The organism is Trinickia dinghuensis, assembly GCF_003367175.1.
In the GTDB taxonomy this organism is placed as follows: domain Bacteria; phylum Pseudomonadota; class Gammaproteobacteria; order Burkholderiales; family Burkholderiaceae; genus Trinickia; species Trinickia dinghuensis.
On record NZ_QRGA01000010.1, the window covers coordinates 269,138 to 291,173 of the forward strand.

Below are 22,036 nucleotides of genomic sequence, written 5' to 3' on the forward strand. Positions count from 1 at the left end.
CCGCGCCGCGATGCACGCCTTGCGCGCCTATGCGGCCGCGGGAAAGCTACCCAAGCACTATTCGCATTTCACGTGCGTGCCGCGTGCTTTCCCGGTTCGCCCTCAATCTAGTTATTTAGCGATCTGCGCGCTCTTGAGCCGGCCGAACGCGCCTTCGATCAGCGTCTTCTGCTGCTCGTAGTGCTTCGCGTAGTAACCGACCGCAGGCGAGGCCGAAGCCGGACGGCCGCTGTATGCCAGCTTCTGCCCGTCCTTCATGCCTTCCTTCAAGTGATGCTCGACGTAGAACCACGGGCCTTGGTTTTGCGGCTCGTCCTGCACCCACACCACTTCGGTCGCGTTGTCGTACTTCTTGATCTCCGCTTCGAACTGCTTGTGCGCGAACGGATAGAGCTGCTCGATCCGGACGATCGCAACGTCGTTCGCCTTCGATTCGCGACGGTGAGCGAGCAGATCGTAGTAGACGCGCCCCGAACAGGCGACGACACGCTTGACCTTCTTCGCATCGATCGTGCCGTCGACTTCGCCCAGCACCGGCTGGAACGTGCCGTTCGCGAGTTCGGACAGATCCGACACAGCTTCCTTGTGGCGCAGCAGCGACTTCGGCGTAAAGACGATCAGCGGCTTGCGGAACAGACGGATCATCTGGCGGCGCAGCAGGTGGAAGATCTGCGCGGGGGTCGTGGGCTGCACGACTTGCATGTTGTGCTCGGCGCACAGCTGCAGGAAGCGCTCGATGCGCGACGACGAGTGCTCGGGACCCTGGCCTTCATAGCCGTGCGGCAGCAGCATCGTGAGGCCCGAGACACGGCCCCATTTCACTTCGCCCGACGAGATGAACTGGTCGATCACGACTTGCGCGCCGTTGACGAAATCGCCGAACTGCGCTTCCCAGGCGACGAGCGTGTTCGGTTCCGCCGTCGAGTAGCCGTATTCGAAGCCGAGCACGGCTTCCTCGGACAGCACCGAATCGATCACCGTGAACTTGGCTTGCCCATCCGCCACGTTTTGCAGCGGGATGTACGTGCCGTCGTTCCAGCGCTCGCGGTTTTGATCGTGCAGCACCGCGTGACGGTGCGTGAACGTGCCGCGGCCCGAATCCTGGCCCGTCAGACGCACGGCGTAGCCCGATGCGACGAGCGACGCGTACGCCAGATGCTCGCCCATGCCCCAATCGAGCGAGGCTTCGCCACGGCCCATCGCACGGCGGTCGTTCACGACGCGCTCGACGAGCGGGTGCACCTTGAAGTTCTCGGGCACCGTGGTGATGCGCTCGGCCAGACGCTTGAGTTCAGCGAGCGGCACGGCCGTGTCGGCCGAATCGGTCCATTTGCGGTTCAGGAACGGCACCCAGTCGACCGCGTACTTGCTCTTGTAGTTCGAGAGCACCGGGTCGATCGTGTGGTGGCCTTCGTCCATCGCCTGACGGAACGCCTTGATGTAGTTCTCACCGTCGTCAGACGAGATGACGCCTTGCTGAACGAGTTTCTCGGCGTAGAGCGCGCGCGTGCCGGGATGTTGGGCGATCTTCTTGTACATCAGCGGCTGCGTGACGGCCGGCGTGTCCTGCTCGTTGTGGCCGAGCTTGCGGAAGCAGACGATGTCGAGCACGACATCCTTGTGGAACTGCATCCGGAAGTCGATCGCGATCTGCGTGGCGAGCACGACGGCTTCGGGATCGTCGCCGTTCACGTGCAGCACCGGCGCTTCGATCATCTTGACGACGTCCGAGCAGTACAGCGTCGAGCGCGCATCGCGCGGATCGGACGTCGTGAAGCCGATCTGGTTGTTGATGACGATGTGCAGCGTGCCGTGCGTGCCGTAGCCGCGCGTTTGCGCGAGGTTCAGCGTTTCCATCACGACGCCTTGGCCCGCGAAGGCGGCATCGCCGTGGATCTGCACCGGCAGCACTTGCAAGCCGTTGTCGTCGCCGCGGCGGTCCATCCGGGCCTTGGCCGAACCCTCCACCACCGGGTTGACGATTTCCAGGTGCGACGGGTTGAACGCGAGCGAGAGGTGGACGGGGCCGCCATCGGTGGCGACGTCCGACGAGAAGCCCTTGTGGTACTTGACGTCGCCGGCCGGCAGATCGTCGACGTGCTTGCCTTCGAATTCGGCGAACAGGTCAGACGGCATCTTGCCGAGCGTATTGACCAGCACGTTCAGACGGCCGCGGTGGGCCATGCCGATCACGATTTCCTGCACGCCGTTAGCGCCTGCGTGACGAACGACTTCGTCCATCGAGGCGATGAAGCTTTCACCGCCTTCGAGCGAGAAGCGCTTCTGGCCGACGTATTTCGTATGCAGATAACGTTCGAGGCCTTCGGCGGCCGTCAAACGATTGAGGATGTGCTTCTTTTTGTCCGATGAGAAAGCCGGCGTGGCGCGGATCGATTCGAGCCGTTCTTGCCACCAGCGCTTCTGCTCGGGATCGCTGATGTACATGAACTCGGCGCCGATCGTGCCGCAGTACGTGTCGCGCAGACCCTTGACGATGTCGCGCAGCGACGCTTGCTCGAAGCCGAAGTACAGGTTGCTCGCGCTGAACGTCTGGTCCATGTCGGCTTCGGTGAAGTCGTAGAACGCAGGCTCGAGCTCGGGAATGGCGGGACGCTCGCGGCGCTTCAGCGGATCCAGATTGGCCCATTGCGAGCCCAGGAATCGATAGGCGCTGATGAGGGTCTGGACGTGGACTTGCTTTCGCGCGGTGGCGAGATTTTCACCGGCTTCGCGCGGAATGAAGGCATTGGCCTTCGCGCGCTGGGCGAACGATTCGACGATGGGGCCATGGGCCACGTCGCTCGCGGGGCTGCCGTCCGAGGCAGGCACGTTCTGCAACGCATCGAAGTATTCGCGCCAGTTATCGGGAACGGACGCCGGGTTATCTAGGTATTGCTCGTACAATTCTTCGACGTACGGAGCATTGCCGCCGAACAAATACGAGTTCAGCTGGAATTGCTTCATCATGTTTACGCTCACCTTTCTTCGAGCTTCTCGAGAAATAGCGGGTTACTCAACCTTCCGCGACACGGCCTGACCGTTTAGCGGATTGCGCGAATCAAGTCTTGCTTGGAAGGACCTAAAACTAGCATCGCGCAGCATATCACAGAACGAATAGTCGAGATCGGCCAGAATCGCTGCAAGGCCCCGTCCAGCAAAGAAAAAGCCACCCCGGAGGGTGGCTTTTCGGATGCCTGGGCGCGATGCGGCGCGCCGGGCGGCGGCGGTTGCTCGCTAATCAGCCCGGCTAGTTAGCCCGTATAGACAGCGAGGACAGCGAGCCGCCCGCCGATCAATCGATCGAGGTTTCGCGGCTTGCGCGGCGGCGCTCGTGCTCCTTCAGGTGGCGCTTGCGCAGACGGATCGATTGCGGCGTGACTTCGACGAGCTCGTCGTCGTCGATGAATTCCACCGCGTATTCGAGCGACATCTGGATCGACGGCACGAGACGCACGGCTTCGTCGGTGCCCGACGCACGCACGTTCGTCAGTTGCTTGCCCTTGATCGGGTTCACGACGAGGTCGTTGTCGCGGCTGTGGATGCCGATGATCATGCCCTCGTAGAGCGCATCGCCCGGCTTGACGAACATGCGGCCGCGATCCTGCAGCTTCCACAGCGCGTAGGCGACGGCCGCGCCGTCGTCCTGCGAGATCAGCACGCCGTTGCGGCGCTCGCCGAGGTTGCCTTCCTTGACCGGCGCGTATTCGTCGAACACGTGGCTCATCAGGCCCGTGCCGCGCGTGAGCGTCATGAATTCGCCCTGGAAGCCGATCAGCCCGCGCGCCGGAATCTTATACTCGAGGCGCGTGCGGCCGCGGCCGTCGGACGCCATGTCGAGCAGCTCGCCCTTGCGGCGGCCCAACTCTTCCATGACGCCGCCCTGGTTACCGTCTTCGACGTCGACCGTCAGCTGCTCGTACGGCTCGTGCTTGACGCCGTCGATTTCATGCAGCACGACGCGCGGACGCGACACGGCCAGCTCGTAGCCTTCGCGGCGCATGTTTTCGATCAGAATCGTCAGGTGCAGCTCGCCGCGGCCCGACACTTCGAACACCGTTTCGTCGCCGGTGTCGCGCACGCGCAACGCCACGTTGTGATTGAGTTCTCGCGTCAGGCGATCGCGGATCTGGCGGCTCGTGACGAACTTGCCTTCCTTACCCGCCAGCGGCGACGAGTTGACCAGGAAGTTCATCGTCAGCGTCGGCTCGTCGACGGTGATCATCGGCATCGCCTCGGGCGTATCTTGCGAGCAGATCGTCGCGCCGATGCCGATGTCTTCGATACCGTTGATGAGGACGATGTCGCCCGCTTGGGCTTCCTCGACCTGCACGCGGTCGAGCCCATGGAACGAGAGCACTTGGTTGATCTTGCGGTTGAAGACTTCGCCCTCGGGGCCGAAGCGCAACGCCACCGGCTGGCCGGGCTTGATGCGGCCGCGCGCGATGCGGCCCACGCCGATACGGCCGACGTACGTCGAGTAATCGAGCGAGGTGATCTGCAGCTGCAAAGGACCTTCCGGATCGGCGTCGCGCACGGGCACGTGCTCGAGGATCGCTTCGAACAGCGGGCGCATGTCGCCTTCGCGCGCGCTGTCTTCGAGCGACGCGTAGCCGTTCAGGCCCGACGCGTAGACGATCGGGAAATCGAGCTGCTCTTCCGTCGCGCCGAGCTTGTCGAACAAGTCGAACGTCTGATTGATGACCCAGTCGATCCGGGCGCCCGGACGGTCGATCTTGTTGACGACGACGATCGGCTTCAGGCCGAGCGCCAGCGCCTTCTTCGTCACGAATCGCGTCTGCGGCATCGGGCCTTCGACGGCATCGACGAGCAGCAGCACCGAATCGACCATCGACAGCACACGCTCCACCTCGCCGCCGAAGTCGGCGTGGCCCGGGGTGTCGACGATGTTGATGTGCGTGCCCTCATACTCGACCGCGCAGTTCTTCGCCAAGATCGTGATGCCACGCTCTTTTTCGATGTCGTTCGAGTCCATCACGCGTTCCGCGATCTGCTGGTTTTCTCGGAACGTGCCCGACTGGCGAAGCAGTTGGTCGACGAGCGTGGTCTTGCCGTGGTCGACGTGAGCAATGATGGCGATGTTGCGGATAGCGCGAGTCATAGGAATAAGGGGCGGTTGCGTGCGCGAAGCAAGAATGCAACGAAAGCCAAAACCGGTGCGCGCACTTTCTGGGTAACTATAAATTATAGCACGCGAAAGTGACGCCAAAGTGCGGCCGCCCTCTCCTTCGCGCATATCGCCCAGATTGACCGACTTCGACGACCTTCCGCGAACTCGAACTTCGACGCAGCCCCTCCCTAAGCACACTCCGCACGCACACCTCGCAAGCGGCGTTCCACGGAAAGCGTCATAATGAGCGGCTGTCGTTAAGGAATTGCTTAAATACCACAGTTGACGCAGGGTCGATGCTTGCCGGGGCACCTTTCCATGCCTATAATCATGCCTAGTCAACTATTGCAATCGCACGGAAATCGCCATGACCAAACCGCCCTCGCAGCTGCCGCCCGAGGTGTGCAGCTACCAAGTGGACGAAAGCGTCGGCTACCTGATCGCGCGGGCGAAATCGAGCCTGTCGAATCTCGTCACGCAACGCACGCTGGGCGAGTTGGGCATCACGAGCACGCAGGCCAGCATGCTGTTCATGATCGCGAGCGGGCGCTGCTCGCTCGCGGCGGAACTCGCGCGCGACTACGGAATTGACGCGAGCGCGGTGACCCGGCTGATCGATCGGCTGGAAAAGCGTAATCTGCTCTCGCGTGTTCGCAGTTCCGAGGATCGCCGCGCCGTTCATCTGGCCGTGACCGAGGAAGGGCGCGAACTCGCCGCGCGGATGCCGGAGATTTTCGGAGGGGTCGTCGACAAGGCGCTCGCGGGCTTCACGCCGGAGGAAGTCGGCTTCTTGAAGAACATGCTGCGCCGGATTCTCGCCAACACGGGCGATCCCGCGGCGGATTAGCCGCACCGGGGTTTTTCGTCGGCGCAGGTTGGCTGACACGGCAACGAGTTTCGACCTTCAATCGTAAAAAATAAGTTGCAAAGTCCATGATTACATTTACATCGAAAGGCCGCGCGATGACCACCTCTCCTACCCCGGCCCGCATTCGTGCGGGCCGCGGCGCCATCGCAGCCGCCGTTGCCGTGGCCGTGCTCGCGATGGCCGGATGCGCCAATTACGCGGGGATCAAGAGCGACAAGCAGATCACGCAAGCCAGCACGCTCGAGTCGACGCAAAGCCTGCCCGACGAGGGCGGCCAGTGGCCGTCGCTCGACTGGGCGAGCCAGTTCGGCGATCCGCAATTGCCCAAGCTCATCGACGAAGCGCTGCAAGGCAATCCGTCGATCGCGCAAGCCCAGGCACGCATCGCCAAGGCGCAGTCGTATATCGAAAGCACGCGCTCGAATCTGCTGCCCCAGGTGAACGGCAGCTACGCCATCACGCGCGAACGCTTCTCGGCCAACGGCCTGTATCCGCCGCCCTTCGGCGGCAACTGGTTCACCGAGAACAACGCCTTGGCGAGCGCCTCGTTCGATCTCGATCTGTGGGGCAAGAACCGCGCGCGCGTGAACGCGGCGAAATCGCAGGAAAAAGAGGCCGAAGCCGACATGCAGGAAGCGCGCATCACGCTCGCTTCGTCGGTTGCCCGCACCTACAACCAGCTCGCCCAGCTCTACGCCTTGCGCGACATCGCGGCACGCGAGATCCACAATCGCCAGGAAGTCGGCTCGATCACGGACGGCCGCGTCGCCGCCGGGCTCGACACGAACGTCGAAAAGGAAACGGCGCGCGGCAATATCGCCACGAGCCAGGCCACGCTGTCCGATCTCGACGGGCAGATCAAATCGGTCCGCTTCCAGTTGGGCGCGCTGCTCGGCAAAGGCCCCGACCGCGGGCTCGCGATCGCCGATCCGGTATTCACGCCCGGCGGCGCCGTGACGCTGCCGTCGAATCTGCCGGCCGATCTCGTCTCGCGCCGTCCCGACATCGTCGCGGCACGCTGGGAAATTCAAGCTGCGCTGGCGAACGTCAAGGAAGCGAAGGCCGAATTCTTCCCCGACATCAATCTCGCGGCTGGAATCGGTTTGGACGCGTTCGGCTGGGGGCACTTCCTGCAGATGGCGAGCCGGCAGATCACGGCGGGGCCCGCGATTCACCTGCCGATCTTCGACGCAGGCGCGCTGCGCGCTCAGTTGAAAGGCCGCTACGCCGACTTCGATCTCGATGTGGCGAACTACAACCAGACGCTGATCAACGCGATGTCCGACGTCGCGACACAGGTGGCGTCGATTCGCGCGATCGACAACGAAATGGGCGACGCGCAGCGTGCGCTCGATGCGTCGGCCGAGGCTTACCGGTTGGCCGTGATTCGCTACAAGGCGGGGCTGTCGCCGCAACTGCAAGTGCTCGATGCGGACAACAGCCGGCTCGCGGCCGAACAGACGGTGACGAACCTGAAGATGAAGCGCCGCGATCTGCAGTTCGCGCTGATTCGCGCGCTCGGCGGGGGCTTCGACGCGCAGTCCGCTGGCGTAGCGGTGCCCGCGTCGGGGGACGCGGCCGCCGCGGCGCCGAAGGGTTGAGCGGTGAAGCAGCTGTAGCACCTACGGGAGCTATGGCTGCTGCGGGAACGATGGCAGCGACGGCAACGTTAGCTGAACCGCCGGGCCCGACGTGACGCCCCAACGATCAATAAACAAGACCTGAGCAAGATTCATCGATAGAGCTTCGAGCGATCGAGACTCGAGAAACGGAACCGGAGAGCATTTCCATGAGCGACACTCAACAAACCGCCGCGAGCGTGCAGTCGCAGAACAACAACAGTCGGCGCAAGCGCTTGATGACGCTGCTCATCGGCGTCATCCTCATCGCGGCCGTCGCATACGGCTTGTACTACTTCCTCGATGCGCGCTTCCACGAGGACACCGACGACGCCTACGTCAACGGCAACGTCGTCCAGATCACGCCGCAAGTCACGGGCACGGTCATCGCCGTGAACGCCGACGACACGCAAACCGTGAAGTCCGGCGACCCGCTCGTCGTGCTCGACGGCGCGGATGCGAAGGTCTCGCTGGAGCAAGCCGAAGCGAACCTCGCGCAAACAGTGCGGCAAGTGCGCGGCCTCTTCGTCAACAACGATCAGTACCAAGCACAAATCGCCCAGCGCCAGGCCGATCTGTCGCGCGCGCAAGACGACCTGCGCCGTCGCCTGGCCGTCGCTCAAACGGGCGCGGTGTCACAAGAGGAAATCTCGCACGCCCGCGACACGGTGAAGGGCGCGCAAGCCGCGCTCGACGCCGCCCAGCAGCAGCTCGCGTCGAACCGCGCGCTGACGGCGAACACGACGATCGCCACGCACCCGAACGTGCTCGCCGCAGCCGCCAAGGTGCGCGACGCCTACCTGAACAACGCGCGCAACGTGCTGCCCGCCCCCGTCACCGGCTATGTCGCGAAGCGCTCGGTGCAGGTCGGCCAGCGCGTCTCGCCGGGCACGCCGCTGATGGCGATCGTGCCGCTCGAATCGGTTTGGGTCGACGCGAACTTCAAGGAAGTGCAGCTCAAGCATATGCGCATCGGTCAGCCCGTCGAGTTGACGGCCGACATCTACGGCTCGTCCGTCGTCTATCACGGCAAGGTCGTGGGCTTCTCGGCGGGCACGGGTTCGGCGTTCTCGCTGCTGCCCGCGCAAAACGCGACCGGTAACTGGATCAAGGTCGTGCAGCGCCTGCCCGTGCGGGTCGCGCTCGATCCGGCTGAACTGCGCGCGCATCCGCTGCGGATCGGCCTGTCGATGCAAGTGGACGTCGACATCAAGAACGATTCGGGCAGCCAGCTCGGCAACGCGCAGAACACCGTCTACCAGACGAACGTGTTCGACAAGTACGGCGACGAAGCCAATGCGGAGATCGCACGCATCATCGCCGAGAACGCAGGCTCCAATTCGAAGCTCGCACAAAAGTAAACCCAATGGCTCAGCCCCAAGCCTCTCATCCGCCGCTCACCGGCGCCGCGCTCGTCATCGGGACGATCGCGGTGTCGCTTGCGGTGTTCATGAATGTGCTCGACACGTCGATCGCGAACGTGTCGATCCCGACCATCTCGGGCGACCTCGGCGTGTCCGCCGATCAAGGCACGTGGGTCATCACGTCGTTCGCCGTCGCCAACGCGATCTCGGTGCCGCTGACGGGCTGGCTTACCGAGCGGCTCGGGCAGGTGCGCTTGTTCCTCGCTTCGATCGTCCTGTTCGTGATCTCGTCGTGGATGTGCGGGCTCTCGCCGACGCTGCCGTTCCTGCTGATGTCGCGCGTGATCCAAGGCGCCGTGGCGGGGCCGATGATTCCGCTGTCGCAAACGCTCTTGCTGGCCAGCTATCCGCGCGCGAAAGCGCCGCTCGCCCTATCGATGTGGTCGATGACGACGCTGATCGCGCCTGTCGCGGGGCCGATTCTGGGTGGATGGATCTCCGACAACATCTCGTGGCCGTGGATCTTCTACGTCAACATTCCCGTCGGCATCGTGGCGGCGATCGCGACCTGGTCGATCTTCCGCAAGCGCGACTCGGTCATCAAGAAGGCGCCGATCGATACGGTCGGCCTCGCGCTGCTCGTGATCTGGGTCGGCTCGCTGCAGGTGATGCTCGATCAGGGCAAGGACCTCGATTGGTTCTCGTCGCCGACGGTGGTCGCGCTCGGGCTCACGGCGCTCATCGGATTCGCGTTCTTCGTCGTTTGGGAATTGACGGCCGATCACCCCGTCGTCGATTTGTCGCTGTTCAAGCTGCGCAATTTCACGGGCGGGACGATCGCGCTGTCGATCGGCTATGGGCTCTACTTCGGCAATCTCGTGCTGCTGCCGCTGTGGCTGCAAACGGACATCGGCTACACGGCAACGGACGCGGGCCTCGTCATGGCGCCCGTCGGCGTGTTCGCGATCCTGCTCTCGCCCGTCACCGGCAAGTTCCTGCCGCGCACGGATCCCCGCTTCATCGCCACGGCCGCGTTCATCGTCTTCGCGCTGTGCTTCTGGATGCGCTCGCGCTATACCACCGGGGTCGATACGTGGTCGCTCATGTCGCCGACGCTCGTGCAAGGGATCGCCATGGCGGGCTTCTTCATCCCGCTCGTCTCGATTACGTTGTCGGGGCTGCCCGGTAATCGGATCGCCGCGGCGTCCGGGCTCTCCAACTTCGTGCGGATCATGTGCGGCGGCATCGGCACGTCGATCTTCACGACGGCGTGGGATCACCGCACGAGCTTTCACCACGCGCAGTTGACTGAGCGCGCCAGCACGTTCGATCCGACGTTCGGGCAATCGATGACGCAGCTTGGGCAGATGGGCTTGGATACGTCGCAGGGCTACACCCTGTTCGATCGGCTCGTGACGCAGCAGGCGGCGCAGTTGGGCGTGAACGATCTGTTCTATATCTCGGCGGTCATCTTCCTCGTGCTGATCGCGCTGATCTGGATCACGCGGCCCGAGCGGAGCGGCGGCGGGGATTCGAGTGCCGCGGCATCGGCGGCGCACTAGCGCTGCGGCGGTGACGGCCGCGGCGGTGCAGCAGGCCGCGGCGCTCGCCTTGAGCGATCGCCCCAACGAGAAACGCCCGACATGCCGGGCGTTTTTTCGTCATATCCATCGACTCGATTTTGATCGCGGAAAGCGATTCGTCGGAGGACTAGGCCGACACAGGTGCCGTCACAACCAAACGTTCCGGAGCAAGCACGCCGTTTTCCGCTCTTGCCACGCCTAGTAGCGCGCCGTCTTCATCGCGGTAGACCCGCACACGCGTATCGATGCTTTCGTCCGGGCCGGCTTGGTGCTCCGAGCGCACCGGCACGGGCGGCAAATCCGCCAAGCGCAATCGCTGTCCCTGGAGAAAGCGCTTCGCTTCCACGGCACCGAGCCGCATGACGGGAAACGTCGACAGCAAGGCATCGACGGGCCGCAAGCACGTATCGCGCGCGGCGCTGTCCATGGCATCGAGCGCTTCGAGCGTCACCGCGTGTTCCAGCGTCAACGCCCCTACCCCAGTACGCCGCAAAGCGACCAGGTGCGCTCCGCAGCCGAGCGCCGAACCGATATCCTCGGCCAGCGTGCGCACATAGGTGCCCTTGCTGCACGTGACGCGGAATGTCACGTCCGGCAACGCGGCACCGAGCAATTCGAGCGCGTGAATCGTCACCTCGCGCGCCGCGCGTTCGACGACCTGGCCCGCACGGGCATATTCGTAGAGCGGCTTGCCGTCGCGCTTGAGTGCCGAATACATCGGCGGCACTTGCGAGATCGGTCCGCGAAAGCGGGCCAGTGCGGCTTCCACCTCGGGCACGCCGACGTCGACCGGATGGGTCTCCAGCACCTCGCCCTCGGCATCGCCGGTCGTGGTGCGGATACCTAGCCGCATCGTCGCTTCATAGGTCTTGTCGGCTTCGAGCAAGTCCTGCGAGAACTTCGTCGCCTCACCGAAGCACAGCGGCAGCAACCCGGACGCCAGGGGATCGAGCGTGCCCGTATGGCCCGCTTTCTGAGCGAGGAATAGACGCTTGGCACGCACTAAGGCATCGTTGCTCGAGAGCCCGAGGCCCTTGTCGAGCAGCAAGACGCCATCGAGCGCACGACGAGGCACGCGCGGACGTTGAGGTTGTTTCATCGAATAGCTTTGCTTCAAAACGGTCCGGCCGGGATAGGCCCAGCCAGGATAGGCCCGGCCAGAAGAGGCCCCGCCAGGCTCAAACCATGACGCCTGTTCCTTGATCACCGACGCTCAATCGTCTTTGGCGCGCGTGGCGTTCGCTTCGTCGATCAGGCGTGACATCTCGACGGCCTTCTCGATCGTCTTGTCGTAATGGAAGTGCAGCGTCGGCACGGTATGAATGTGCAGCCGCTTGAACAGCAGGTTGTGCAAATGCCCCGCCGCATGATTGAGCGCGACCTGCGTGGCCTGAGGATCACCCGTTAGCGTCGTGAAATAAACCTTTGCATGGGCGTAGTCGGGCGTGAGCTCGACGCTTTGAATCGTGACGAGCCCGATGCGCGGATCTTTCACTTCGCGCGCAATGAGTTCGGACAGATCGCGCTGGATTTGATCGGCGATCTGGACGTTGCGGTTAGGAGATGTGCGTTTCTTCGACATGATGAACCCGCCTAGCGGTTAGGGCGCATTGTCATGATTCATGGTGTATGCACCCCGGCGGCGTCGATGCGGATGAAGGGCCCTGCCTTTCTTTCATCCGCGCTCGGCGCGACGCCATAAAAACAACGGGGCGGAGGAGGCTTGCCGCCTGCTCCGCCCCGAGCCGCGCGCCTGCGATCAGAGCGTACGCGCGACTTCCGTGACTTCGAATACCTCGAACTGATCGCCTTCGACGATATCGTTGAAGTTCTTGATCGACATACCGCACTCGAAGCCTTGCTTCACTTCCTTCACGTCGTCCTTGAAGCGCTTCAGGGAATCGAGCTCGCCCGTGAAGATGACGACGTTGTTGCGCAGCACGCGCACCGACGACGAACGCTTGACCACGCCGTCCGTGACCATACAGCCGGCCACCGAGCCGACCTTCGGCACCTTGAAGACTTGGCGCACTTCGACCATGCCCGTGACGACCTCGCGCTTCTCCGGCGCCAACATGCCCGACATCGCCGCCTTCACCTCATCCACTGCGTCGTAGATGATGTTGTAGTAGCGGATGTCGATGCCGTTCGTCTCGGCAAGCTTCCGTGCTTGCGCATCGGCACGCGTGTTGAAGCCGATGATGACCGCCTTCGATGCCGTGGCCAGGTTGACGTCCGACTCGCTGATGCCGCCGACGGCGCCGTGCACGATCTGCACGCGCACTTCGTCGGTCGACAGCTTCTGCAGCGACTGAACCAACGCTTCTTGCGAACCTTGCACGTCGGCCTTGACGATGAGCGGCAGCGTCTGCACTTCGCCCTCGCCCATCTGCTCGAGCATGCTTTCGAGCTTCGCGGCTTGCTGCTTAGCCAGCTTGACGTCGCGGAACTTGCCCTGGCGGAACAGCGCGATTTCGCGCGCCTTGCGCTCGTCCGGCAGCACGATGACTTCCTCGCCCGCGGCCGGCACTTCCGACAAACCTTGAATCTCGACCGGAATCGACGGACCCGCTTCCTTCGTGGGCTTGCCCGTTTCATCCAGCATCGCACGCACGCGGCCATAGGCGCTGCCGGCCAGCACGACGTCGCCACGCGAGAGCGTGCCCGACTGCACGAGAATCGTCGCCACCGGGCCCTTACCCTTGTCGAGCTTCGCTTCGATCACGAGGCCCTTGGCCGGCGCCGTCACCGGTGCCGTCAACTCCAGCACTTCGGCTTGCAGCAGCACGTTTTCGAGCAGATCGTCGATGCCCGCGCCCGTCTTCGCCGAAACCGGGACGAACGGCGAATCGCCGCCGTACTCTTCCGGCACGACGCTTTCGGCGACGAGCTCTTGCTTCACGCGATCGGGGTTCGCCTCGGGCTTGTCGATCTTGTTGATCGCCACCACGATCGGCACGCCACCGGCCTTCGCGTGGGCAATGGCTTCCTTCGTCTGCGGCATCACGCCGTCGTCGGCCGCCACCACGAGAATGACGATGTCGGTGGCCTTCGCACCGCGCGCACGCATCGCCGTAAACGCTTCGTGACCCGGCGTATCGAGGAACGTGATGACGCCACGCGGTGTCTCGACGTGATATGCGCCGATGTGCTGCGTAATGCCGCCCGCTTCGCCGGCCGCCACCTTCGCGCGGCGGATGTAGTCGAGCAGCGAGGTCTTGCCGTGGTCGACGTGGCCCATGACCGTCACGACCGGCGGACGCGGCAGCTGCTCGGCGTCCGTCGCTTCGCCTTCGACCAGCAGCGCTTCCGGATCGTCGAGCTTGGCCGCGACCGCACGGTGGCCGAGCTCCTCGACGATGATCATCGCCGTTTCCTGGTCGAGCATCTGGTTGATCGTGACCATCTGCCCCATCTTCATCATCACCTTGATGACTTCCGATGCCTTCACGGACATCTTGTGGGCGAGGTCGGCCACGGTGATCGTTTCGGGCACGTGCACTTCACGCACGATCGGTTCGGTGGGCGCCTGGAACGACGTGGCCTCCTGATGCCGGCCGCGCCCCTTCGGGCCGCCGCGCCAGCCGCGGTCGACACCGCCGCTCGAATCGCCGCGCGTCTTGATGCCGCGGCGTTTCGCGGCGTCGTCCTGCCATCCGCCCTTGCCGCCCTGCTTCTTCTTATCCGCCGAACCGGGTGCCGTCGAAGGCTGAGCCGTCGACGAAGGCGCGGCCGTGCCGCCCGCGGCCGGCTTGCGCGCGGCGGCGGGACGCGGCGATTCGCCGGCGGGGCGCACGGGCTTGTGCAGCGTGCCCTTCGCTTCCGCCGCCTTGGCAGCCGCTTCGGCCGGCTTCGGCGCGGGCGCCGGTTCCGGCGCCTTCACTTGCGCCTTGCGCGGCGTGTTCATCATTTCGCGAATCGCGCGTGCCTCGGCCTCGGCCTTTTCACGGCGCTTGCGAATCTCTTCCTGCTCGGCGCGTGCCTTCTCGGCTGCTTCGCGAGCCGCATCCTCGGCCTTCTTGGCCGCTTCGCGCTGAGCCGCGCGCTCGGCGGCGGCGCGCTCGTCGTCGGCGGCTGCGCGTGCGGCCTGCTCGCGAGCGGCAGCCTCGGCGTTCTTTTCAGCCTCGGCATTCTTTTCGGCCTCGGCGGTCTTCGCGGCTTCGGCATGCTTTTGAGCCGCAGCTTCGGCATGCTTCTTCGCAGCCTCTTCCTCGGCACGCTGACGCTCGGCTTCGGCCGCCTTTTCGCGCGCTTGGCGCTCGGCTTCCTCGCGCTCGAGCCGCTCCTGGCGCTCGCGCAACTCCTGCGCTTGCTGCTCGAGCAACTCCGCTTCGCGCCGCGCTTCTTCCTCGCGGCGCTGCAACTCGGCGCTTTCGTCGGCGGTGGCCGGCGCTTCTTGGCCCGCCGCATCGCCCGCGCCGTCGCTCGCTTCGTCCCGCTTCACGAACACACGTTTCTTGCGCACTTCGACCTGAATGGTGCGAGCCTTGCCCGTCGCGTCGGATTGCTTGATCTCCGACGTGTGCCGCTTCGTCAGCGTGATCTTGCGCTTGTCGGTATCGGACGAGCCGTGCGACTTACGCAAATGATCGAGCAGACGCGCCTTGTCCGATTCGGACAGAGCATCGTCCTCGCTCGCTTTCTGGACACCCGCCGCCTGAAGCTGCTCGAGCAGCACCCCGGACGGCATTTTGAGTTCCGCGGCAAATTGGGCTACGTTGTTACTCGCCATTCATTCCTCTTAGTGCAAGGACCGATTCCTTGCGGTTAGCATCGGGTCATGCGATCGATCGATCGCTATCTATATCAGTGCGCCATGGTCATTCACTCACTGGAACCAGTGTTCACGTGCTTTCATGATCAACGCCTTCGCGGCTTCGTCTTGCATTCCGGTCATTTCGACCAATTCGTCGACGGCGAGCTCCGCAAGCTCGTCGCGCGTCTGGATCTGATGCTCGGCAAGCTTAGCCAGCAGGTCGGCATCCATTCCTTCCAAGCTCTTTAGATCGAGTGCAACACCTTCGACCTTCTCTTCGTTCGCGATCGCCATCGTCAGCAGCGCATCGCGGGAGCGATTGCGCAACTCGTGGACGGTGTCTTCGTCGAACGCTTCGATTTCGAGCATCTCGTTGAGCGGCACGTAGGCAATCTCTTCGAGGCTCGTGAAGCCCTCGTCGATGAGGATGTCGGCAACTTCCTCGTCGACGTCGAGCCGCGCCATGAACAAGTCGCGCAGAACGCCGCGCTCCTGGTTCTGCTTCTGCGCCGACTCGTCGGGCGTCATGATGTTGATCTGCCAGCCCGTCAATTCGCTGGCGAGACGTACGTTCTGGCCGCTGCGGCCAATGGCGACCGCGAGTTCGCTTTCGTCCACGACGACGTCCATCGAGTGCTTTTCTTCATCGACGACGATCGACTGGACCGCGGCCGGCGCAAGCGCGCCGATCACGAACTGGGCCGGATCTTCCGACCAGAGCACGATATCGACGTTCTCGCCGCCGAGTTCGTTACGCACGGCCTGCACACGCGAACCGCGGATACCCACGCAGGTGCCGATCGGATCGATGCGCTTATCGTAGGCCACGACGCCGATCTTCGCGCGCACGCCGGGATCGCGCGCCGCCGCCTTGATCTCGAGTAGGCCCTGCTCGATCTCGGGCACTTCCATTTCGAACAGCTTCATCAAGAACTCGGGCGCCGTGCGCGAGAGTTCGATCTGCGGGCCGCGCGCCGTGCGGTCGACCTTGCCGATATAGGCACGCACGCGGTCGCCCACGCGCAGGTTTTCCTTCGGAATCAGCTGATCGCGGCGCAGCAGCGCCTCGACACGGCCCGATTCGACGATGAAGTTACCTTTGTCCAGGCGCTTGACCGCGCCGGTCATGATCTTTTCGCCGCGCTCGAGGAAATCGTTCAGGATCTGCTCGCGCTCGGCGTCGCGCACCTTCTGCAAGATGACTTGCTTGGCGGCCTGAGCACCGATGCGGCCGAACTCGATCGACGGGATCGGATCTTCGATGAACTGGTCGATTTCAATTTCGGCCTGTTGTTCGCGCGCTTCGAACAGCAGGATTTCCTGATCCGGTTCTTGCAGGCCGGCTTCGTCCGGCACGACGCGCCAACGGCGATACGTCTCGTGCTCGCCCGATTCCCGATCGATATGCACGCGAATGTCTACGTCTTCTTCGAAGAGCTTCTTGGTGGCTGAAGCAAGTGCGGCTTCGAGCGCAGCGAACACTACATCTTTATTGACGTTTTTTTCGCGCGCCAGCGCATCGACCAGCATCAGTACTTCGCGACTCATTGTTTCCGGCTCCTAAAGTCAACCTGCGGGACCAGGCGTGCGCGGTCCATGTCCGCGAGCGTGAAATCGAGCATCGCGGCGCCTTCTTTTCCTTCAAATTCCAAACCGATCGTGTCACCGTTAGGCGCATGCAGGATGCCCCGGTACGTCTTGCGCCCGTCAAACGGCTTTTTCAGTGTCACGACCGCCTCGCTGCCGGCGAAGCGCGAGAAATCCGCCAATTTCTTGAGCGGACGATCGAGCCCCGGCGACGACACTTCGAGCCGTTCGTAGTCGATGTTCTCAACCGTCAGAACGTGCTGGAGCTGACGCGTGACTTTTTCGCAATCCTCGATCGCGATGCCGGCGGGCTGGTCGATATAGACGCACAGCATTCCGCGACCGGTTCGCTCGAGGTCCACGAGCTCGTAGCCCATGCCCGAGACCGTGGTTTCTATCAGTTCCGTCAGTTGCACATTGCCCTCTAAGGTGTTCGCGCTCGCGCGTTTCACCCACGGGGCCGCGCGCCGCGCCATGCCGGCCGCGCGAGAAGGTGCGTTACCCGAGATGCCGAACCGTTACCGCCAAAAAAAAATGGGCGAAACGCCCATCATCTTCTTACCGGTGGTCGCACCTGAGCCGCACAAACAAAAAAAGCCGCACGCCCAGCGACTTTGTAAGTTTAGCATTTTTAACGGCGCGTTGCAAAGCAGCGACCACGCGAAGATCCCGATAAAGGGGCCTTCGCGCAACAGTTCGGCGGAATCGACCACACCACGCCGGCTGCGCCGCGACGCGCGAGCCCCATGCGGAGCCCGCCCGAGTCCGGCCCGCTCAGCGGCCGCGCGATCGACCGCGTGCCGCCGGACCTTGTCCGCCGCCGCGATTGCCGCCACCGCCGCCCGTGCGATTGCCGCCGGGAGCACGATTGCCGTTCGCATTGCCGCCGCCGCCGAACGCTCGCTTGCCGCCACCCGCGCTGGCGCCGGGCGCGGGTGCCCGATTGCCGTCCACATCACGCTGAGGACGGCGCCCTTTCTGACCGCCACCGGCGCCCGCGCCGCCGCCCGCTCCACCGCCGCGGTTGCCGTAACCGCCGCCCGGCGAATCGCCGAAGCCGCCCGCGCCGCCGCCGAACCCGCCGGCGCCACGGCGCCCCGCACCGCCGCGACCAGGCTGCTCGAAGCGCCCGTGCGCGGTCAGCACCGGCTCACGGTTGATGAAGCCCATCGACGTTTGCATCGGATCGGGCTGGCGCCGCTCGGCGCCTTGACGGCGCGCACCCTTCTCTTCGGTCGGGGCTTTGAGGCCGACGGCCGCCATGAGGCTGCGCACCTGGCTTTCCTCGAGTTCCTCCCAGCGGCCGCGGCGCAAACCGCGCGGCAGCGAGATCGGACCGTGCCGCGTGCGAATGAGCCGGCTGACCATCAGGCCCACCGCCTCGAACATGCGGCGCACTTCGCGATTGCGCCCTTCGGCTAGTGCGACGTGATACCAGTGATTCGTGCCCTCGCCGCCGCCGTCGCGAATGCGCAGGAAGTTCGCCGGGCCGTCCTCGAGCTCCACACCGTGCAGCAGCTTTTGCCGCGCGCCTTCCGCCAGCTCGCCGACGACCCGTACCGCGTACTCGCGCTCCACGCTGTAGCGCGGATGCATGAAGCGGTTCGCCAGATCGCCCGAGGTCGTCAGCATCAACAGCCCCTCGGTATTGAAGTCGAGCCGGCCAACGGCCAGCCACTTGGCCGTTTTCATCGGCGGCAGCTTGTCGAACACGGACGGCCGCCCTTCGGGATCGGCATGGCTGACGATTTCGCCGGTCGGCTTGTGATAGAGCAGCACGCGCGGCGGCTTCGTTTGCACGCGGCGCTTGATGGGTTTGCCGTTGATCCGCACTTGATCGGTCGGCATGATCCGTTGGCCGATATGCGCGGGTTCGCCGTTGACCGACACGCGGCCCGCCACGATGAGTTCTTCCATCTCGCGGCGCGAGCCCATGCCCGCTTCGGCCAGAACCTTGTGCAGCTTCGGCGCGTCGTCGTCCGGTGCCAACACGCGCTTTTGCGGCTCCGGGCGGCCGCGCCGCAGCATCGGCGCACGGACACCGCCCGTCGTGCCGTTGTCGGCATCGAATGCCGGCGACGTCACATAGTCGAACAAGTCGTCCTGCGCGCCCGTCGCGGGTGCGCCGCGTTTCGCCGGCTTACCCTTGTCCTTCTCTCTGTCTTGACCGGCGGCTGCGCCCGCTTCCTCGCGACGATTAGCGGCTTGCTTGCGGCCACCTTTCTCGCCCCGCTCGCCCTTTTGCGGGCCTTTGCGCGGCGCGCGCGCCGGCGCGGGGGAAGCGCTTTCGGCGGCCGGCGTCACGGCTTGAGCGTCGGCGTCGCCATCCTCGGGGGTGTCCGGACCTTGCGCTTGCGCGCCGGTTTCGCCCTTCGTCTTGGCCGCGGCGCGGCGGCGCGCGATCAAGCTGCGCGGGCCTCGCCGCAAGCCGCGGCGGGGACGTTCTTGATCGCCCGTTTCCGCGATGTGGGCGCCATGCTCGGACTCGCCGGCCGGCGCGCGCTGCGCGTCGTCGCGGCCCGCGGCGTCTACGGCATGCCCGGATGCGGACAAATCGGTGTCGTGGGTATTCGTCAAAACAACCTCAGATGTCAATTGCGCGCACCCATTGCAGGTGCTGCGTGCGTTCGGTTACGTCAGGCTCTTCGCGAGGCGGGTTCGTTGTCGGCGTCGCCCGTATAAGCGTCGGTGTCGCCGGCCGATAAGCCGCGATCCGGCGCATGCTCGCCCGGCAAGCCCGTCGGCCGTTCTTCGCCGGCCGGCGAAGCTTCGTCTTGCGCGTGCCGTTGCGGCTCGATGCCCGTCTCGTGCGAGGCGCCCTCGTGCGGCGCGTCCTCGTGCGAGGCGCGGCGATCGTCGTCACTGTCGTTCGCGGCATCGATCGTGCCGCCATCCAACGGCGCAACGTTTGCTTGCGGATCGTGCAGCTCGCTCGTATCGCTGTTCTCGTGCTCGGCGCACTCGCTTCCGGCCACGGTGCCAGCGTTCGGTTCGTCACCGGCCCCAGCGGCTTCGTCGAGCGTCTCTGCGGCTTCGCCGTGAGCCCCGGCATCTTCCTGCACGACGGCTTCCACCAGCGCCGCGTCCTCCGGGAACTGGATCGCATGCTGCGCCAGCAGTTCCGCCGCGTTCTGCGTCGTCGGATCCTCGAGCGGCGGCAGCTCGTCGAGCGCCTTCAGCCCGAGATCGTCGAGGAACTGCTTGGTCGTCGCGTAAAGCGCCGGGCGGCCCGGGACATCGCGATGCCCGATCACCTCGACCCAACTGCGGTCCTCCAGCTGCTTGATTACCTGCGTGTTCACGGTGACGCCGCGGATTTCTTCGATATCGCCGCGCGTGACCGGCTGCCGGTACGCGATGATCGCCAGTGTTTCCAGAACCGCACGCGAATATTTCGGCGGCTTTTCCGGGTGCAAGCGATCGAGATAACCGCGCATGGCCGGCTTGCTTTGAAAGCGCCAGCCGGTCGCAAGCCCGACGAGCTCGACGCCCCGCCCGGACCATTCGTTTCGGAGATCCTCAAGTAACGCACGGACTGTATCCGCCGATACGGCGTCGGCGAAAAGCTTACGCAGATCGCCGACCTTGAGCGGCTCTTGCGCGCAAATCAAAGCAGTCTCGAGGACGATCTTCGCCTCTTGGGTATTCATGCAGCTAGGTCAGACCCTGTGGTCAACGAACCGGATCAAACAGACGATATGGAACTGAAGACGCGCTCGCCCGATTTTGATCGGTCATATTGATGGGAGCACGGACCGGGGGGCGGCGAATCGAGCAGCGCTCGGGCCAAACCCAGCCGGACTAAGCAGCGGTTTTCCGGAGAAGGCGCCGCGTGACTGAACGCCATCTTACGCAAAAAGCCCGGGAGCGTAAACAGCGAATCGAACTCACCCTTCGTCGCGTAAAGCACACCACAAGCACACCACAACCCAAATATTGAACACCGCCGCGCTACGCATACCAATAGGCGGATCACGTTGTCTTGCTGCAATTGCAAAGCAATCCGCATACATGCGATGCGCCCGCTGCAAGCGACTCCGGCGCATTCGCCGCCTTTCGCTCAAGGTATTTTTATCGCATCGCAATATGCGGGCGCGACCGCACTTGCCATGAGCGAGGCTGCACAAGATTGGTGATTGCCCTGATTTCCGGCCCCGGCATTTTGGCGTCTTATACGCCCCTAGCTGACGTCCCCACAAGGCTGTGGCGGCGGGGCCTCCAAGCATTCGCCGCCGGTATGGCACGCTTCATGCGTCGCACGGCGCGCAGCGGGTTGGAGCGCTACTGAATGGTCGACATCGTTCGCGGCGCCCGCCAGTTCGCTCGACACCCAACCAGGGTGTGTCAAGGGTGCGCGGCACGGGGCAGCGCACCGGGGTCAGTTTCGCTGAGGTGAGGACATATGGTGTTCGACGATTTGAGAGATAACGAGTGGGCGCTGGTCGAAGCGCTGTTCTGCGCCGAGCCCGCCCGAAACGAGCGACGCGGACGCCCGCGCGTCGAAGCGCGCGCCGTCGTCAATGCAGTGCTGTGGGTGTTGTCCACGGGCGAAGGGTGGTCCAAGCTGCCGGGCCGCTATCCCTCGCCGCCGACCTGCCGGCGCCGCTTCGACGAGTGGCAAGCGGACGGCACGCTCGTCGAGATCGTCCAGCGCTTGGGAACGTGCGGCCGCCAGATTTCGCTGCGCGGACGCATCGGCACCAGCACCGTCAAGCCGCCGGCCCCGCGGAGCCCGGACCGCCTGCGCGGCGCGTTCTGGACCAACCCCGAATCGTGGCGCGCGCCCGTCAAAATGGCCTGAGCACCCCCAGCCGTCATCTAGCCGAACCGCACGGCTACCCTCCCGGGAACCGTGCGGAACGGCAACGAGTGCTGCAGCGACTGTCGCGCCGCGACCCCACCGCGCTCGCCTCCCTGCCCCGCCCCATCCGGCCTACACGCGGTCGAGCGACTCCGAAACATCCATTTACTAATATTTACAGCGCCCTTTCGCGAGCACGCCTATCGTGACGGCATGCCGATACGCAGCCGGCACGTCGTGCCGGATACTTCCGAATGAAGGCAGCGATTTACGCAACGGGTGTCTTGATTTGCAGCATCGCGGTGGCGCATGCCGCGCTGGTCCGCGCGC

The 22,036-nt window shown here is 64.3% G+C and carries 14 protein-coding genes; 5 read left to right on the forward strand and 9 right to left on the reverse strand.

Annotation, left to right across the window (positions count from 1 at the left end):
- Positions 1-111: 111 nt before the first annotated feature.
- Positions 112-2,967: a 2-oxoglutarate dehydrogenase E1 component gene (locus DWV00_RS19310; protein ID WP_115535186.1), complete on the reverse strand. Its 2,856-nt coding sequence runs from the start codon at positions 2,965-2,967 to the stop codon at positions 112-114.
- 325 nt (positions 2,968-3,292) lie between these two features.
- Positions 3,293-5,119 (reverse strand): translational GTPase TypA, encoded by a 1,827-nt coding sequence (typA, locus tag DWV00_RS19315; RefSeq protein ID WP_115535187.1) that lies wholly within the window; start codon positions 5,117-5,119, stop codon positions 3,293-3,295.
- A gap of 376 nt (positions 5,120-5,495) precedes the next feature.
- On the opposite strand from typA, the gene DWV00_RS19320 reads away from it, so the two are divergent.
- From DWV00_RS19320 to DWV00_RS19335, 4 genes are all read left to right on the forward strand, one after another.
- Positions 5,496-5,975 carry a MarR family winged helix-turn-helix transcriptional regulator gene (locus tag DWV00_RS19320; RefSeq protein WP_115535188.1) on the forward strand — a complete coding sequence of 160 codons (480 nt, stop codon included), beginning with the start codon at positions 5,496-5,498 and terminating at the stop codon, positions 5,973-5,975.
- A 116-nt stretch (positions 5,976-6,091) separates the two neighbouring features.
- Positions 6,092-7,597: an efflux transporter outer membrane subunit gene (locus DWV00_RS19325; RefSeq protein WP_115535189.1), complete on the forward strand. Its 1,506-nt coding sequence runs from the start codon at positions 6,092-6,094 to the stop codon at positions 7,595-7,597.
- Positions 7,598-7,785: 188 nt separating this feature from the next.
- Entirely contained in the window at positions 7,786-8,976 is a 1,191-nt protein-coding gene (locus DWV00_RS19330) for an HlyD/EmrA/EmrK family protein (protein WP_115535190.1), read from the forward strand.
- A gap of 5 nt (positions 8,977-8,981) precedes the next feature.
- Positions 8,982-10,541, forward strand: coding sequence for a DHA2 family efflux MFS transporter permease subunit (locus DWV00_RS19335; RefSeq protein ID WP_115535191.1), 1,560 nt, complete (start codon positions 8,982-8,984; stop codon positions 10,539-10,541).
- Positions 10,542-10,689: 148 nt separating this feature from the next.
- Here DWV00_RS19335 and truB read toward each other — a convergent pair whose 3' ends face one another.
- The 7 genes from truB to scpB all read right to left on the reverse strand — a co-directional run bounded on the left by truB (position 10,690) and on the right by scpB (position 20,555).
- A complete protein-coding gene (gene truB / locus DWV00_RS19340) occupies positions 10,690-11,661 on the reverse strand; it encodes a tRNA pseudouridine(55) synthase TruB (RefSeq protein WP_115535192.1) in 972 nt (323 codons plus the stop codon).
- 114 nt (positions 11,662-11,775) lie between these two features.
- Positions 11,776-12,144 (reverse strand): 30S ribosome-binding factor RbfA, encoded by a 369-nt coding sequence (rbfA, locus tag DWV00_RS19345; RefSeq protein WP_115535193.1) that lies wholly within the window; start codon positions 12,142-12,144, stop codon positions 11,776-11,778.
- Between the two features lie 177 nt (positions 12,145-12,321).
- Positions 12,322-15,294, reverse strand: coding sequence for a translation initiation factor IF-2 (gene infB / locus DWV00_RS19350; RefSeq protein ID WP_115535194.1), 2,973 nt, complete (start codon positions 15,292-15,294; stop codon positions 12,322-12,324).
- Positions 15,295-15,390: 96 nt separating this feature from the next.
- Positions 15,391-16,866, reverse strand: coding sequence for a transcription termination factor NusA (nusA, locus tag DWV00_RS19355; RefSeq protein WP_115535195.1), 1,476 nt, complete (start codon positions 16,864-16,866; stop codon positions 15,391-15,393).
- Complete coding sequence (rimP, locus tag DWV00_RS19360; RefSeq protein WP_115535295.1) at positions 16,863-17,321, reverse strand: ribosome maturation factor RimP; 459 nt, start codon at positions 17,319-17,321, stop codon at positions 16,863-16,865. Before rimP ends, nusA begins: the two co-directional genes overlap by 4 nt.
- Before the next feature lie 358 nt (positions 17,322-17,679).
- Positions 17,680-19,482, reverse strand: a complete 1,803-nt coding sequence (gene rluB, locus DWV00_RS19365) for a 23S rRNA pseudouridine(2605) synthase RluB (RefSeq protein WP_115535196.1) — start codon at positions 19,480-19,482, stop codon at positions 17,680-17,682.
- Between the two features lie 59 nt (positions 19,483-19,541).
- Entirely contained in the window at positions 19,542-20,555 is a 1,014-nt protein-coding gene (gene scpB / locus DWV00_RS34635; RefSeq protein WP_245964945.1) for an SMC-Scp complex subunit ScpB, read from the reverse strand.
- A gap of 752 nt (positions 20,556-21,307) precedes the next feature.
- On the opposite strand from scpB, the gene DWV00_RS19375 reads away from it, so the two are divergent.
- Entirely contained in the window at positions 21,308-21,706 is a 399-nt protein-coding gene (locus tag DWV00_RS19375) for a transposase (RefSeq protein ID WP_115535197.1), read from the forward strand.
- Positions 21,707-22,036: the final 330 nt, after the last annotated feature.

Coding starts and splice junctions, on each gene's coding strand:
- DWV00_RS19310 (WP_115535186.1), bottom strand. CDS start 2,967: ATGATGAAGCAATTCCAGCTGAACTCGTATTTGTTCGGCGGCAATGCT.
- typA (WP_115535187.1), bottom strand. CDS start 5,119: ATGACTCGCGCTATCCGCAACATCGCCATCATTGCTCACGTCGACCAC.
- DWV00_RS19320 (WP_115535188.1), top strand. CDS start 5,496: ATGACCAAACCGCCCTCGCAGCTGCCGCCCGAGGTGTGCAGCTACCAA.
- DWV00_RS19325 (WP_115535189.1), top strand. CDS start 6,092: ATGACCACCTCTCCTACCCCGGCCCGCATTCGTGCGGGCCGCGGCGCC.
- DWV00_RS19330 (WP_115535190.1), top strand. CDS start 7,786: ATGAGCGACACTCAACAAACCGCCGCGAGCGTGCAGTCGCAGAACAAC.
- DWV00_RS19335 (WP_115535191.1), top strand. CDS start 8,982: ATGGCTCAGCCCCAAGCCTCTCATCCGCCGCTCACCGGCGCCGCGCTC.
- truB (WP_115535192.1), bottom strand. CDS start 11,661: ATGAAACAACCTCAACGTCCGCGCGTGCCTCGTCGTGCGCTCGATGGC.
- rbfA (WP_115535193.1), bottom strand. CDS start 12,144: ATGTCGAAGAAACGCACATCTCCTAACCGCAACGTCCAGATCGCCGAT.
- infB (WP_115535194.1), bottom strand. CDS start 15,294: ATGGCGAGTAACAACGTAGCCCAATTTGCCGCGGAACTCAAAATGCCG.
- nusA (WP_115535195.1), bottom strand. CDS start 16,866: ATGAGTCGCGAAGTACTGATGCTGGTCGATGCGCTGGCGCGCGAAAAA.
- scpB (WP_245964945.1), bottom strand. CDS start 20,555: ATGAATACCCAAGAGGCGAAGATCGTCCTCGAGACTGCTTTGATTTGC.
- DWV00_RS19375 (WP_115535197.1), top strand. CDS start 21,308: ATGGTGTTCGACGATTTGAGAGATAACGAGTGGGCGCTGGTCGAAGCG.